The organism is Pseudomonas kielensis (assembly GCF_014236655.1).
GTDB classification, from domain to species: Bacteria; Pseudomonadota; Gammaproteobacteria; order Pseudomonadales; family Pseudomonadaceae; genus Aquipseudomonas; species Aquipseudomonas kielensis.
Genome location: NZ_JACMYG010000083.1, coordinates 1 through 1255, shown reverse-complemented (window position 1 = coordinate 1255; position 1255 = coordinate 1). Strand labels below are relative to the sequence as shown.

The window sequence follows — 1255 nt, the reverse complement described above, 5'->3', positions numbered from 1 at the left end:
AAAATCCGATGCCTGTACTGGCATCGGATTTTTTTATGCGTCTCGCTCGGGCACTGGAACTGACCCACAACATCGCCTCCACCCCCAACGCCATCGAGGGATTGGATTCCTTACTCGACCCCTCTTTGGTCGAGCAGGCACTTGAGCAGGCAGGCGTAGCAACCCTGCGTAAGCGGCGTTTGCCGCTGGAAATGATGCTTTGGTGCGTGATCTCCATGGCCTTTTTTCGGCGCATGTCGGCCTGGGATGTGGTCAGCCGCATGAACATCATGCTGCCAGGCCAGCGCCCGTTGGTGGCGCCCAGCGCCGTAGTCCAAGCTCGTCAGAGATTGGGCAGCGAAGCTGTACGACAAGTCTTCGATCTGACTCAGAAAAGCTGGCATGAGGCGGCCGGTCATCCGACTTGGGCCGGTTTGCGCTTGCTGGGTGTCGACGGCGTCGTCTGGCGTACGCCCGACACACCGCAAAACCGTGCGCGTTACGACTCCGCCAGCAACCAGCATGGTGATACTGGTTTTCCTCAGGTGCGCATGGTTTGCCAAATGGAATTGACCAGTCACGTACTGATCGGCAGCGCGTTTGACGGCTATCGCAGCAACGAAATGAAACTGGCGGAGCAACTGATCGAAACCACACCGGATCACTCGCTGACGCTGTTTGATCGAGGCTTCTACTCCTTGGGTTTACTGCACCAATGGCAGCAAGCAGGCACCGAGCGTCATTGGCTGATGCCACTGCGCAAAGGTGCGCAGTACGAAGTGATTCAGCGTTTGGGCCGTCAGGATGCAGTGGTCTCGTTAAGCACTTCGCCACAGGCCCGCAAACAATGGCCGGGGCTGCCGGAGCGCCTGACCGCGCGACTGCTGAGCAAAACCGTCAAGGGAAAGGTGTGTCAGATCCTGACCTCAATGGCCGACCCGCTGCGCTTCCCGTCCGACGAAATCGTTGAACTGTACAGCCAGCGATGGGAGATCGAATTAGGCTTTCGGGAAATGAAACAGACGCTGCTCAACAGCAGCTATACGTTGCGCAGTAAAACGCCCGAGATGATCGAGCAGGAATTATGGGGAGTGTTGTTGGGCTACAACTTGTTGCGCTATCAGATGGTGGAAATGAGTCGCCACTGCCCCGGTATTTACCCATGCGAAATGAGCTTTACCGCCTGCACTTGGGCGATTCTCGGATTTATCAACAGTGTCTCGGCTGATCGTTCCGGGAACATCCCCAAATACCTGGCCGAGCTTCATGCTTCAGC

The 1255-nt window shown here is 56.8% G+C and carries 1 protein-coding gene; it reads left to right on the top strand.

All coding sequences use genetic code 11. The annotated features are described in order from the left end of the window. The coding region (locus H7995_RS28080; protein WP_425312264.1) for an IS4 family transposase at nucleotides 1-1255 on the top strand (1255 nt) is incomplete at both ends.